At 43.9% G+C, this 12,566-nt stretch carries 14 protein-coding genes and 2 pseudogenes; 7 read left to right on the top strand and 9 right to left on the bottom strand.

The annotated features are described in order from the left end of the window. Window positions 1-579, top strand: coding sequence for a class I SAM-dependent methyltransferase (locus N746_RS0110205; RefSeq protein WP_029936309.1), 579 nt, complete (start codon window positions 1-3; stop codon window positions 577-579). On the opposite strand, the gene ccoS is transcribed toward N746_RS0110205, so the two are convergent. The 9 genes from ccoS to ccoN all read right to left on the bottom strand — a co-directional run bounded on the left by ccoS (window position 576) and on the right by ccoN (window position 9,172). Beyond that, the gene (ccoS, locus tag N746_RS10790) at window positions 576-794 is read right to left on the bottom strand and encodes a cbb3-type cytochrome oxidase assembly protein CcoS (protein ID WP_029936311.1); all 219 of its coding nucleotides are present in this window, start codon (window positions 792-794) and stop codon (window positions 576-578) included. The genes N746_RS0110205 and ccoS overlap by 4 nt on opposite strands. 3 nt (window positions 795-797) lie before the next feature. Further along, a complete protein-coding gene (locus N746_RS0110215) occupies window positions 798-3,272 on the bottom strand; it encodes a heavy metal translocating P-type ATPase (RefSeq protein WP_029936313.1) in 2,475 nt (824 codons plus the stop codon). Between the two features lie 3 nt (window positions 3,273-3,275). Continuing rightward, entirely contained in the window at window positions 3,276-3,797 is a 522-nt protein-coding gene (locus tag N746_RS10880; protein WP_029936316.1) for a FixH family protein, read from the bottom strand. Window positions 3,798-3,876: 79 nt separating this feature from the next. Further along, a complete protein-coding gene (ccoG, locus tag N746_RS0110225; protein ID WP_029936317.1) occupies window positions 3,877-5,349 on the bottom strand; it encodes a cytochrome c oxidase accessory protein CcoG in 1,473 nt (490 codons plus the stop codon). A gap of 173 nt (window positions 5,350-5,522) precedes the next feature. Beyond that, on the bottom strand, window positions 5,523-5,654 hold the full coding sequence (locus N746_RS10960) for a hypothetical protein (protein ID WP_281169742.1): 132 nt from the start codon (window positions 5,652-5,654) through the stop codon (window positions 5,523-5,525). 86 nt (window positions 5,655-5,740) lie between these two features. Next, window positions 5,741-6,667, bottom strand: coding sequence for a cytochrome-c oxidase, cbb3-type subunit III (ccoP, locus tag N746_RS0110235; RefSeq protein ID WP_029936319.1), 927 nt, complete (start codon window positions 6,665-6,667; stop codon window positions 5,741-5,743). 20 nt (window positions 6,668-6,687) lie between these two features. Beyond that, window positions 6,688-6,870, bottom strand: coding sequence for a cbb3-type cytochrome c oxidase subunit 3 (locus tag N746_RS10490; RefSeq protein WP_038125953.1), 183 nt, complete (start codon window positions 6,868-6,870; stop codon window positions 6,688-6,690). Next, the gene (ccoO, locus tag N746_RS0110245) at window positions 6,863-7,684 is read right to left on the bottom strand and encodes a cytochrome-c oxidase, cbb3-type subunit II (protein WP_029936320.1); all 822 of its coding nucleotides are present in this window, start codon (window positions 7,682-7,684) and stop codon (window positions 6,863-6,865) included. Before ccoO ends, N746_RS10490 begins: the two co-directional genes overlap by 8 nt. Window positions 7,685-7,750: 66 nt before the next feature. Continuing rightward, complete coding sequence (gene ccoN / locus N746_RS0110250; RefSeq protein WP_029936322.1) at window positions 7,751-9,172, bottom strand: cytochrome-c oxidase, cbb3-type subunit I; 1,422 nt, start codon at window positions 9,170-9,172, stop codon at window positions 7,751-7,753. A gap of 446 nt (window positions 9,173-9,618) precedes the next feature. Between ccoN and hisB the strand changes: the two genes are divergently transcribed. From hisB to hisE, 6 genes and pseudogenes are all read left to right on the top strand, one after another. Continuing rightward, a complete protein-coding gene (gene hisB / locus N746_RS0110255; RefSeq protein ID WP_029936324.1) occupies window positions 9,619-10,206 on the top strand; it encodes an imidazoleglycerol-phosphate dehydratase HisB in 588 nt (195 codons plus the stop codon). Beyond that, the gene (locus N746_RS10985) at window positions 10,207-10,416 is read left to right on the top strand and encodes a hypothetical protein (RefSeq protein WP_425426644.1); all 210 of its coding nucleotides are present in this window, start codon (window positions 10,207-10,209) and stop codon (window positions 10,414-10,416) included. A 65-nt stretch (window positions 10,417-10,481) separates the two neighbouring features. Next, on the top strand, window positions 10,482-10,847 hold the full coding sequence (gene hisH, locus N746_RS10990; protein WP_425426645.1) for an imidazole glycerol phosphate synthase subunit HisH: 366 nt from the start codon (window positions 10,482-10,484) through the stop codon (window positions 10,845-10,847). 34 nt (window positions 10,848-10,881) lie between these two features. After that, window positions 10,882-11,614: pseudogene (hisA, locus tag N746_RS10500) on the top strand (1-(5-phosphoribosyl)-5-[(5-phosphoribosylamino)methylideneamino]imidazole-4-carboxamide isomerase); the annotation flags it as partial. Between the two features lie 24 nt (window positions 11,615-11,638). Beyond that, window positions 11,639-12,419, top strand: a pseudogene (gene hisF / locus N746_RS10795) (imidazole glycerol phosphate synthase subunit HisF). Beyond that, window positions 12,416-12,566, top strand: a 151-nt coding sequence (gene hisE, locus N746_RS0110280) for a phosphoribosyl-ATP diphosphatase (protein ID WP_029936328.1), incomplete at its 3' end; no start/stop codon positions are given. The pseudogene hisF and the gene hisE, both read left to right, overlap by 4 nt.

Genomic DNA, 12,566 nt, shown 5'->3' on the forward strand with positions numbered 1-12,566 from the left:
ATGTCTCAATTCAGCGCGCAAAAATGGAATCAAAAATACGCAGAGGCCGAATTATCAACACCGGCTGAAGCGTGTTGGTTATTAAAGCAGCATATTCGACGTTTACCCTTGCGAGGCCAAGCCTTGGACTTGGCGAGTGGTTTAGCCGGAAATGCGCGCTTTCTAGCACGATGTGGTCTAAATACTCAGGCTTGGGATATTTCAGAAACGGCGACCGATTTAGTAACACGTTGGGCGAAGCTACAAGGCTTGTCGAACTTACAAGCGGTTTGTAAAAACATAACTGAGCAAGATTTCGAGCCGAATCAATTTGATGTAATTGTAGTGAGCCACTATTTAGATCGTGCGATTTTGCCCTCACTGGTTAAGGCTTTAAAACCACAAGGTCTGTTGTTTTATCAAACATTTTTGGCACCAGTTCAAACTAATGGGCCAAGCAATTTGGATTTTTATATACAATCTAATGAGTACCAGGCCTGGTGGTCATCTTTAACATGTGAAGTTTATGGCGAAGGTTGGATCAAAGTCGCAAACAACGGACTCAACCGAGAGGCTTGGTATATCGGGCGTAAAACCTAATCTTTGTGACCAGCCTTGGTAGAGTCTGAGCCTGTCGTTTCATCCGAGTTTGTTGATTCCACCTCGGTTTTTTGGTCTTCATCATCTAACAAAATGCGGTGAGCCGCACCATCTAAGTCATCAAACTGCCCTTTTTTCGCCATCCAAATAAACATTGCAACAACCAATCCCCCCACAATTAATACCAGTGGAATGGTAATAAATATAATTTCCACAACTTATCCTCTTGTGACCTTACGACTAATCGGTTTTTTGAAAAATCCACGAATCCGCATAGCATTCAAAATCACAGCCAAGCTGCTTAGCGGCATGGTGATGGAGGCAATTAAAGGCGTCAACATCGCCGCCATCGCCAGCGGCACCATAATAATATTATAAGTAATGGATAAGCCTATGTTTTGTTTAACTGTTTTAAGCGTTCGATCCGATAGAGCTAAGGATGTATTGATCGACAGTAGCTCATTATTTAATAAAATAATATCGGCCGAATCCATTGAAACATCGGTTCCGCCCCCCAATGCAAAGCCAACATTGGCTCGGCTTAGCGCCGGGGCATCGTTAATGCCATCTCCAACCATCGCCACTTTTTGACCTTGTTTTTGCAGGTCGGCGATCACCTGACTTTTATCCTCCGGCAGAACCTCAGCCATTACGTTCATGCCACCTAATTGATGCGCAACCGCATTCGCGACTTGCTGGCGATCACCACTTAACAAGGTGACTTGTTTGCCCCGCGCTTGTAAACGCTCAATCAAAGCTTTGGCATCTTCGCGTAACTCATCTTCAATAAAAAGTACGCCGATCACGTTTTGATTATTGGCAACCCAAACGCTGCTGCGACCTAATTTCGCCTGCTCTTGCTCAGCCGTTAGCATTTCATCGGGTAGGTTAATATTAAATTGCTTTAGCCAAATACCCGTGCCGATCCGCACCTGATCCTGGTTTATTTTGGCACTTACGCCACGACCTGGCTCCGCTTTAAATTCATCAATCATTAACTTATTCACTTGCCAGTCCGGTTGACGGGAGTCCATGCTTTTAACAATGGCTCGAGCTAAACTATGCTCAGATTTCTGCTCGATTTTAGCAATCTTGGTTAGCCATTCTTCTACCACCAGGCCTGGTGCCCAGCTTTCATCAACCCAACTCATTTGACCTTTTGTGAGGGTGCCGGTTTTATCAAACACAAAATGATCCACCTCATTTAGCATCTCCAACACTACACTATTTTTGACTAATATGCCGTTTCGGGCAGACACGCCAGCCGCCACTGCCATCGCCATAGGCGTGGCCAGACCAAGCGCACAAGGACAGGTGATAATCAGCACCGCTGTACCGGCCATAATGGCGGTTTCTACATCCGCTTTCCACCACCAAAACATAAAGGCCAATGTGGCTAAAGTCAGTGTCGCACTCACAAACCAAGGCATAATTTTCTCAGCGGTACACTGAATGGTGGCTTTTGACCCTTGCGCATCCTCGACCAAATGAATAATACGAGCCAAACGCGTGTTATCGAGCGTAGCCTCGACTGAAATGGCCAAAGAGCCATCAAGATTAATTGTGCCGGCCGACACGTTATGACCAATCTGCTTAAACACTTCGCGTGACTCGCCACTAAGCATGGATTCATTCACCTGACTTTCGCCTTCCACTACTTGGCCATCAACTGGAATTTTATCGCCAGGCTTAACCCAAACCCGATCCCCTGCTTTCAGCAAGCGAACCGGTACAACCTGTTCAACCCCATTAATATATTGGCGCGCCATTTTAGGTTGAAGCTCCATTAAACGCCGGGTGGAATCTAATGCTTTATTTTTGGAAATGGCTTCTAAATATCGTCCAATTAAGAGTAGAAACGTTAGATCGATGACGGTCGCAAAAAAAGCTTGCCCTACATGGTCAGGTTGTAACATCACCCAAGTTGAATAACCGTAGGTAATCAGTAGGCCTAAGCTTATCGATACATCCATTCCCACCGTCTTGGCTTTAAGACTTTGGAATGCGCCTTTTAAGAAAGGCTGGGCCGAATAAACAAGGGTCGCACTGGCCAATAAAAACAGTACGAAGTAAAAATAGGATCGGTACTCAGCATCGTCATTAGCACCGGTGTAGAGCGCGACCGAAAACCACATCGCGTTCATCACCGCAAAACCAGCAAAACCTAACCGATACAATAAATCACGATTCGCTTTGCGGTACGCTTGTTCACTTTCTTCGGCATCATATGGACGCGCATCGTAACCAATCTGGTTAAGGCGCTGCAAAATTTCTGAAAGTTGGATTTTTGAATTGTCCCAACGGACTTTGATTTGTTTGTTAGTGAAATTAACGTTGGCATACAGAATGCCGTCAATTTTTGCTAGGCTGTGTTCAATTAACCAAATGCAAGCCGCGCAATGAATGGCATCCGACATAAGTGTAATCTGACGTACTTGACCTAAATTTTTAACAAACTGAGACTGTACTTCGTCATAATCAAAAAAGTCGGACGCCTGGCTAAGTTGCTTAGGCGCAACTGGCCGCTGAGTATCCGGTGAAAGCTTGTAAAAACTTTCTAGACCCGAGCTATGAATCACTTCACATACAGAAGCACAACCATGACAACAAAAGGAACGGTCGTGACCTTTAATGACTTTGTCGACCCGTTCGTTCTGTGTAATTTCCTGGCCACAATGGTAGCACTGACTCATTGATTACTCAGGGTCTTTAACCATAAACGATTGGCCAATACTGTATTTTTTATCGCCTTTTACCACTTCAATTATAAAGTCCCATTTGCCTTTTAAGGGTAAGGCAAATTCAGACGCATAATGACCTTTGGTTTCCAATTGGGTTAACTCAACTGAGCCGTCAAGATTACGGTCGGATGGGCGATAATAATAGAGTGTGGCCGAATCCACATCAAAATGAGTATGATCTTTATCCAGTACTTCTAGTGCGATTCGATCCGGTTTACCTTCTATTAATTCAGGCATATCGACTTTTAACTGCCAGCCTAACTTTTCCATTTGTTGACGCTCAGCTAATACCGCGGCATGGTTTTTACCGCGTTCATAGAAATCATCAATCACCAGGCCTGGATTAGTGACCACTGCCATACTAACCATAAAAAAATTGACCATTAAAACAGTTAATAGAATCGCTACCCAGAAAATAACCAAGGGATTTTTCCAAGCTACACTCCAGTCACGGGTGTCTTTTTTTTGTTCCTGCATTGCCTTTCTTCTCCTAGGATTAAGATGCCTAATCCTTGCTCATTATTAAATGAGCTTAATAAATTAACGGCTTCTATAATTAATAGCTTGGCCCGTGGAATACACTACGATAACGATCCCGAATATCCTTATTTCTTAAATCTTTCACCACTATATCAATTGGCATACTTGGCTCAGATAACTTGTTGCGCGGTATACGAACAAATAGACGAATGGTCGAAACACTACCGGGTGAAACATCAGCCACTCGGTCAGCGATATAAATCAAATCGTCATGACCAAATACTTCTACTTCGACTTGCATGACTTCATTGGTTTTATTGACGACTTTAACTTCATATTTATTCTGAATCGTACCGTCACTCATTTGTACATAAAGAGGTGCGCGCTCTTTGAGTACTGTGACATCAATAGGTGCCATATTGACCATGCCCCAAATTAACGCAAAGGCCGCAAATGTCATAATGGAAGAATAAACTATCACACGAGGACGACGCCAAATTGGGGGCAAGGCTTTACCGGCAAATTCGTTAATAGCGGCGTACCTGATCAACCCTTTTGGCTTATTAACTTTCTCCATGATCTCATCACAGGCATCGATACATAGACCACAAGTAATGCAACCAAACTGCTGACCCAAGCGAATATCTACGCCTGTTGGACATACGTCTACACACATACGACAGTCAATGCAGTCACCTAAAACCGGAGCTTCTTCACCAGGTTTAACACGGCGTTGACGTCCACGTGGCTCTCCGCGATCGCGATCATACGTTGGCATAACAGTTTCCGTATCAGTCATGGCACCCTGAATACGTGAATAAGGACAAAATCCCATACAAACCTGCTCACGCATAAAACCAGCTGTTAGATAAGTTAAACCGGTCAATACCATAATGGTTATAAACTCATAGTAACCTAGTTGGAAATTGAGCAAGCGTGCCCATAGCTGGAATGCATCAGTGAAGTAGGCAACAAAACTAAAGCCAGTCATAAAGGCAATAAATAACCAAACCAGATGTTTGGGTAGTTTAATTTTAAATTTTGCAAAACTCATGGGTTCTGCATCAAGCTTAATGCGCTTTCCAGGTTTACCCTCGAACTTTTCCTCTAACCAAGTAAATACATCAACCCATACGGTATGGAAACAAAAATAACCACACCAGACCCGACCAGCTATTGCCGTAGAGGCGGCTAACAACAGTGCGAAAAACAACAAAATCATTGCCAGCATCCAGATATCCTGGGGTAAGACGGTTAAGCCAAAAATATGAAACTGACGATTAGCTAAATCCCATAAAATGGCTTGGTCGCCATTCCAACGAATATAAGGGCCTACAAATAAAAGCAACCAAAAAGAGGCAACCATCCATTTGAAGTTACGAAACTTACCACCAATTCGTTTTGCGTGTACGGTACCACCAGTATGCAGAGGTAAAATTTCAACGCCGATATCATCTAATGTTTTGGATTCGACATGAACATCATCAAGCACTGAACCAGTGTGAATTTTGGGGCGATAAGCTTCTTTTTTGGAATCTGAGTCTGACATAAGCCTTCTCTTAATTTAAGGATGGATTAAACATGCCTATAGTTAATCATTAAAATAGGAACATTATTCTAACCGTTTTAGGACAAGTTGATCCTTGATTAATTTTATCACTCGTTATAAATAAAAATAGGCCTATAAATAGGCCTATTTTTATTTATATCAAGCATTTGCGATTAAGACTTGTCTTCGTCACTACCTTCCATGCTCTTGAAAATCTTCCAGCCAAATGCAACTAATGCAACGATACTGAAAACCAAGGCAAGAAGCGAAACCCACAAAACCCAGTCACTATTTAATTCATTCATGAACTATCTCCTCAACTTTGTGAACCCACGACTTATAAAACTCGTCGTGGGTAAATCACTATTCAATTAGGCAGCACTAATTGTATTTATTGACCACCGCCTAATTCATGGACATAAATCGCTAGGCGTTTAATGTTAACGTCCGCATCAGGTAGGCGCTCTTTGAAAGAAGGCATTTCTGCGCGACGCGTTTCAGGTAGGTAATTGCCGTCTTTTTTTACGTTTACACCATAAGTAATCGTGTGAATAACTGAATCACGGCGATCTGCTTGCAAGTTACCAGGAACACCAACAAAACGTGGAATACTACCAGTTAAGTTGGTCGCACCATTTGGCGCGACAGGCTTGCCTTGTGGACCATGACAAGCCATACATAAGCCCTTGCCATTATAAATAGCTTTACCAGCGGCGTATTGCTCACTATCCGCTTCATCAGCCGCCAAAGCGATGACATAATCAGCAACCTGACCAATTTCTTCGTCATTTAAGTTACCCATCATGCCTTTCGCAGGCATATTACCAACACGACCCTTTTCTAGAGAGGCTTCAATTTGTTTAACGGAACCACCCCATAGCCAATTATCATCGGCTAACACTGGAAAGTTCGGGTTACCAGAACCATTCGCACCATGACAAGCCATGCAATAATCACCAAATAATACTTTTGAAGTGGCTACCGCATAAGCGCGCAATTCATCATCTTTTATGATGTCCGCAACATCCATACTGGCAAGCTTTTCTTCTTCAGCCGCAAAGGTACGTTCACGCCAGTTATTTAGAACTTCAAAGTCTTCTTTATACTCTTCTACCTGAGTCCAACCAGCTACCCCTTTTGTATGAGAGTCTACTAATGGAATCGTTGGGTAATAAACTGCATAGAAAACGATCATAATTAAACCCGCGTAAAACGCTAGCATCCACCATAGTGGCGGCGGATTATCTAACTCGCGTAGGTCTTCATCCCAAATGTGGCCAGTATTACCTTCATCAGGCCATGGATTATGTTGTGCCATACTTATTCTCCTCAGAATAATCAATCATCATCAAGTACTTTGTATTTTTGTTCTTCGAGCTCTTTGCGTTTGCTAGGTCTTAAAGCCCACCAGAACGCAACCGCTAAACCAACAAAAACCAGTACTGTTACGATTAGTCCAGCCCAGTCATGGCCCGTCATAGACGACCAGTCTGTGCTGAAGTATTGTTGAATTTTACTCACGATAAACCTTACTGTCGTCGAGTTGTACCATGGTTCCTAGAACCTGCATGTAAGCTACGATCGCATCCATTTCAGTCTTACCTTCAATGTGCTCTTGCGCTAACTCTATTTCTTCATCTGTATATGGAACACCTACACGACGCAATGCGGTCATACGAGCCTTCATATCGCGTGTTGTACCAAAGTAGCTCTTGTTCACCGGATTTTCAGCAAGCCAAGGATAAGCTGGCATAACAGATTCAGGTACTAAGTTCTGAGGTCTTAATAAATGCATAACATGCCATTCATCAGAATATTTACCACCTACGCGTGCCAAATCAGGACCGGTACGCTTTGAACCCCATTGGAACGGACGATCATACATAGACTCGGTTGCCAATGAAAAGTGACCGTAACGTTCACGCTCATCACGGAAAGGACGAATCATCTGAGAGTGACAAATATAACAACCTTCACGGATGTAAATATCACGCCCGGCAAACTCTAAAGGTGTATGTGGACGTACCCCATCACCCTCTTTCCAATCTGAACCCCAGGTTCCGTCAGCTTTTTTATAGTAAAGACGTTTGTCCGATACGACTTTGCCATCTTCTTCTGTAAACGTGCGTTCCCATACTAGCTCAGGGAATTTTTCATTTTTTACGTTACCGTATTTATCAGTTTTTTCCGTGTAGTCAACGGAAGACTTGAGATAAAACAACGGTACGATTTCAACAATACCCGCGATTGATACCACAAAAGCGGTAGCCAAGATCATTGCAAAGATATTGCGCTCTACACGATCTTGGAAATTTTTTGGAGTTTGATCTGCCATGAGTTTCTGCTCCTCAACTCATTAATTTAGACTGGTGACTCCTTAATAGAGCCACCCTTTTTCTAACTAGGCATTCGCTGCCACAGTACTGGTTTGTTTGGCTTTAGCCATCTTAATGGTCATAACGATGTTATATAACATCACTACAGCACCAGAGGTGAATAGCACACCACCAACAGCACGCATTACATAGTATGGGTGCATTGCAGCCACCGACTCAGCGAAGGTGTAAGCCAACATGCCATACTCATCATAAGCACGCCACATCAAGCCCTGCATAATACCTGACACCCACATTGCAACGATATAGAGCACCGTACCGATTGTCGCCAACCAGAAGTGGAAGTTAATCAAACGCATTGAATACATTTCAGTGTTCCATAGCTTCATTACCATGTGGTAAATCGCACCAATCGACACCATAGCAACCCAACCTAACGCACCAGAATGCACGTGACCGATAGTCCAATCCGTGTAATGCGACAAGGCATTAACCGTCTTAGCCGCCATCACTGGACCTTCAAACGTTGACATCGCATAGAAAGCCAACGCCATGATTAAGAAGCGCAAAATATAGTCTGTACGTAAACGGTCCCAAGCACCAGAAAGCGTTAACATCCCGTTAAGCGCACCACCCCAAGATGGAATGATCATAGCAAGAGAGATAACCGCACCTAGTGAGCCAGTCCAATCAGGTAGAGCCGTGTACTGCAAGTGGTGAGCGCCTAACCATACATAACCGAACATCAAAGCCCAGAAGTGGATAACCGATAAACGATATGAGTACACCGGACGTTGTGCTTGCTTAGGAACGAAGTAATACATAATCCCAAGGAAACCAGCCGTTAGGAAGAAACCTACTGCGTTATGACCCCACCACCATTGAATCATGGCATCTTGAACACCACTAAAGATAGAATAGGAAGTAAATAAAGACACGGGAATCGCTAAACCGTTCACAACATATAGGTAGGTGATCATAATCATCATACCTAGGAAGAACCAGTTAGATACGTATACATGTGAATGAGTTTCTTTGTTACGTGACGCAATCGTCATAACAAAGTTAAAGGTATATAAAACCCAAACAATCGCTACTGCGATATCTAACGGCCAAATTAACTCATGATATTCTTTACCTTGCGTCATCCCCAAAGATAAAGTGATCACAGCCAATAACAAGCCAACCGTAAACAAAATCGCCGTAATCCATGCAATTTTATTACTAAACAGCTTGATACCATTGGTTCTCTGAACCGTATAAAACGCCGTTGCCATCAATGTCATGCCACCGAATGCAAAAATAACAGTATTGGTATGCATCACACGTAGACGAGCAAAGGTGATTTCAGCAATATCAAAGTTTAAAGCTGGCCATGCTAGCTGAGAGGCTGCGAACGTCCCCATAAGCGTACCCAGCACCAAAAACACGACAGCTAGAACGGTCAAATATTTGACCACTCCATCATCATATTGTGGTTTTGTCATTGTAGTATCCACGTTGGATTCCCCTTTTAGTCTTAATGTTTCGTCCCCGCCTGCCATTGTTTTTAAATCTCAAACAGTACAAGAACTCCTCAACCGCCAATTATAGGGAGTTTAAAGAAACATTGCTGTTTAAAATCGCCAGAAAACTTAATTTAGGTCAAGATTTACTAGCACTTTGGTTAGAGGCCGGCAAGGAACCGCTATAAAAATCAACGGGATTATCTAATAAACCACCAATTCAACACAACTAAAAAATATTTATGACCAAGCCCGCTCCCACCTAATTAGCTTAAAAAATATTAAATTCGCGTACTCGATTTTTCACAATTCAACCACCAGGCCGGCTTTATTTATCCTAAAAACCTTAACAAGCCAAAACGCTTTTAAGTGCAAATTTAGACAAAATTCAGTATCATAGCTTCCTTTTAAGCTTGGTGGGATACGCAATGCGCACAGCTCAAGTTGAACGCAACACACTAGAAACGCAAATTAAAATAAGCGTTAATCTAGACGGTACCGGTGAGGCCAAACTCAATACCGGTGTGCCTTTTTTTGAACACATGCTCGACCAAATTGCGCGACATGGCTTAATTGATATTGATATTCAAGCTAATGGCGACACGCATATTGATGACCATCACACCGTAGAAGACATAGGCATTGCGCTAGGCCAGGCAATTCGACAGGCTGTGGGCGATAAAAAAGGCATAACACGTTATGGCCATGCCTATGTGCCGCTGGATGAATCATTGTCTCGTGTCGTGATTGATCTATCTGGGCGACCAGGTTTGGTATTTAATGCCAACTTTACGCGTGCCCAAATTGGTCAATTTGAAACCGAGCTGGTATCTGAATTCTTCCAAGGATTTGTTAATCATGCGCAAGCCACCTTGCACATCGATAACATTCGCGGTCAAAACGCGCATCACCAAGCCGAAACCATTTTCAAAGCTTTTGGTCGTGCGTTGCGCATGGCTTTAAGTGACGATCCTAGAATGGGAGGCCAGTTGCCTTCAACTAAAGGGAGTCTATAAGTGGCATTAAAGCAGGTCGTCGTGATTGACTATGGCATGGGAAACTTGCGTTCAGTTGCAAAAGCAGCCGAACATGTCGCCAATAGCCAAACCCGTATTATCGTCACTCAAAACCCACAAGATGTGGCCGATGCCGATGCGGTTATTTTCCCTGGCCAGGGGTGCTGCAAAAGCCTGTATGCAGGCTTTGCAAAACACCGGCATGATTGAACCGATCAAACAAGCCGCTAAAAAACAAGCCATTTCTTGGCATTTGCATGGGACTGCAGGTTTTAATGTCCCATTCTGAGGAAAACAACGGCATTGACTGTTTAGATATTATTCCTGGAAACGTGGTTCGATTTGATGAACAAGCCAACCCAGGCCTAAAAATCCCACATATGGGTTGGAATCAAATTCAACAAACTCAGCCACACCCTCTATGGCACAAAATTGAAGATCAAGCTCGATTTTATTTTGTGCACAGTTACTATATCCAACCTGAGTTAAAAGACGAAGTAACCGGACTCACTAATTATGCAACCGACTTTGCATCGGCGGTGGCGCAAGACCAATTATTTGCCATTCAGGCGCACCCTGAAAAAAGTGCAGACGCTGGACTTCAACTTTTCAAAAACTTCTTAAACTGGAATGGCGCATAGCCCAGTTGCTTTTCAATCTAAGGACCTTTAATTTATGCTACTTATTCCTGCAATTGACTTAAAAGATGGCCAGTGTGTTCGCCTAAGACAAGGCGTGATGGAAGATGCCACCGTTTTTTCATCAGACATAGTAGCCATGGCCGAGCGCTGGGTTAGCCAAGGCGCACGTCGTTTACACATGGTCGATCTAAACGGTGCGTTTGAAGGCACCCCGGTTAACGGTGAAAGCTGTTTACCAAGTAAGTCAGGCCTACCCTGAACTGCCGATTCAAATTGGCGGTGGTATTCGCGACCTCAAAACCATTGAAGCCTACTTAAATGCCGGCGTAACCTACTGTATTATTGGCACCCAAGCCGTTCATACTCCTGAGTTTGTCGCTCAAGCGTGCCAAGCCTTTCCTGGGCATATTATGGTTGGCCTTGATGCAAAAGAAGGCTTTGTCGCGATTAATGGTTGGGCTGAGGTAACTGACCACCAAGTAATAGACCTTGGCAAACGTTTTGAAAACGACGGTGTAGAAGCCATTATCTACACCGATATTGGTCGCGACGGCATGATGCAAGGCGTCAACATCGAAGCCACTCAAGCGCTTGCTCAAGCTCTAAGCATTCCGGTAATTGCATCCGGCGGCATCACCAATTTAGACGACATTCATGCGCTTTCTAAAATTGAATCGGACGGCGTGACTGGAGCGATTACTGGTCGCGCAATCTATGAAGGTAGCCTAGACTTTGCTGAAGGCCAAGCACTGGCAGACCAGCTTTCAAAACACATAGCAGGCCACACGCTAATGGGACTCGCTAAACGCATTATTCCTTGCTTAGACGTGAAAGATGGCCGTGTCGTCAAAGGCGTGCAGTTTTTAGATATTCGAGATGCCGGTGATCCAGTCGAAGTCGCCAAACGATATGACTTACAAGGCGCAGATGAAATTACCTTTCTGGATATTACCGCCAGTTCGGATAATCGTGACACCATGGTGCATGTGGTCGAAGATGTCGCCAGCCAAGTCTTTATTCCGTTAACTGTAGGTGGTGGCATTCGCACGGTTGAAGACGTTCGACGCATGCTAAACGCAGGTGCCGACAAAGTTTCTATCAACACCGCTGCGATTACCAACCCGGAATTTGTTAAGCAAGCCAGTGATCTATTTGGCTCTCAATGTATCGTAGTTTGCAATTGACGCTAAAAAAAGTCAGTGCAGAAGGCGAACCCAACCGCTGGGAAATATTTTACCCCACGGTGGGCGCAACTCAACCGGCATTGACGCGATTGAGTGGTCAAAAAAAATGGCAAGACTATGGCGCGGGGCGAACTACTCGTTACCAGCATGGATCGCGATGGCACTAAAAGTGGGGTTTGATAACGACCTTAGCCTGCACATTGCCGATGCGGTAAATATCCCGGTAAATCGCTTCGGGGCGTTGGTAAACTACAAGATCTGGTTGACGGCATCCAACAAGGTCATGCCCAAGCCGTATTGGCGGCCAGTATTTTCCATTTTGGTGAACATACCATTCAAGAAGCCAAAACAAGCCATGCAAGACCAAGGCATTGAGGTGCGACTATGAGCGAAATTCTAACGCAACTTGATCAACTGCTTGAAACACGTAAAAGCGAATCAGCTGATAGTTCTTATGTAGCGAGTCTATACGCTAAAGGGCTAGATCAAATATTGAAAAAGCTCGGCGAAGAAGCCATTGAAACTGTGATGGCGG

Source organism: Thiomicrospira pelophila DSM 1534 (assembly GCF_000711195.1).
In the GTDB taxonomy this organism is placed as follows: domain Bacteria; phylum Pseudomonadota; class Gammaproteobacteria; order Thiomicrospirales; family Thiomicrospiraceae; genus Thiomicrospira; species Thiomicrospira pelophila.

Bases quoted from the DNA above. Each gene is read 5' to 3' on its own strand.
- N746_RS10880 (WP_029936316.1), bottom strand. From the start codon at position 3,797: ATGCAGGAACAAAAAAAAGACACCCGTGACTGGAGTGTAGCTTGGAAA.
- hisB (WP_029936324.1), top strand. From the start codon at position 9,619: ATGCGCACAGCTCAAGTTGAACGCAACACACTAGAAACGCAAATTAAA.
- N746_RS0110215 (WP_029936313.1), bottom strand. From the start codon at position 3,272: ATGAGTCAGTGCTACCATTGTGGCCAGGAAATTACACAGAACGAACGG.
- N746_RS0110205 (WP_029936309.1), top strand. From the start codon at position 1: ATGTCTCAATTCAGCGCGCAAAAATGGAATCAAAAATACGCAGAGGCC.
- N746_RS10960 (WP_281169742.1), bottom strand. From the start codon at position 5,654: ATGAATGAATTAAATAGTGACTGGGTTTTGTGGGTTTCGCTTCTTGCC.
- ccoP (WP_029936319.1), bottom strand. From the start codon at position 6,667: ATGGCACAACATAATCCATGGCCTGATGAAGGTAATACTGGCCACATT.
- ccoO (WP_029936320.1), bottom strand. From the start codon at position 7,684: ATGGCAGATCAAACTCCAAAAAATTTCCAAGATCGTGTAGAGCGCAAT.
- ccoN (WP_029936322.1), bottom strand. From the start codon at position 9,172: ATGACAAAACCACAATATGATGATGGAGTGGTCAAATATTTGACCGTT.
- ccoG (WP_029936317.1), bottom strand. From the start codon at position 5,349: ATGTCAGACTCAGATTCCAAAAAAGAAGCTTATCGCCCCAAAATTCAC.
- hisH (WP_425426645.1), top strand. From the start codon at position 10,482: ATGTCCCATTCTGAGGAAAACAACGGCATTGACTGTTTAGATATTATT.